Source organism: Bacillus sp. YC2 (assembly GCF_019891195.1).
In the GTDB taxonomy this organism is placed as follows: domain Bacteria; phylum Bacillota; class Bacilli; order Bacillales; family Bacillaceae; genus Bacillus.
The window spans coordinates 1-298 of sequence record NZ_JAHXDO010000039.1; the positions used below are offsets into that span (position 1 = coordinate 1).

General features: G+C 37.6%; 1 protein-coding gene. It reads left to right on the plus strand.

Annotation, left to right across the window (positions count from 1 at the left end; translation table 11 throughout):
- Positions 1 to 298: T7SS effector LXG polymorphic toxin (locus tag KY305_RS19800; protein WP_262417897.1), on the plus strand; the 298-nt coding region annotated here is incomplete at both ends.

Sequence of the window (298 nt, forward strand, 5' to 3'; positions counted from 1 at the left end):
GTTTCTCACAAGCATAGAAGCTATGATTGAAGATGCCGGGCTTTCAGATTCTTATGTGGAAGAATCGTTCCTTGAACATGAATTGACAAACGCACTTGATAAATCAAAAGCGATTATGCAAGAGCAACGCAATGAAATGAAAGGTATCCTTGATGAAATCGCAGATATACTGCCGCTCGATCTCTTTTCAACCGATAACGCGGATCAAAAATTAGATGATTCTGATACAACAAAAAGAGAAACAATACAAAAAATTGGTGAGCTGGATAACAACCTTTCAAATGAATATGCGCTGACA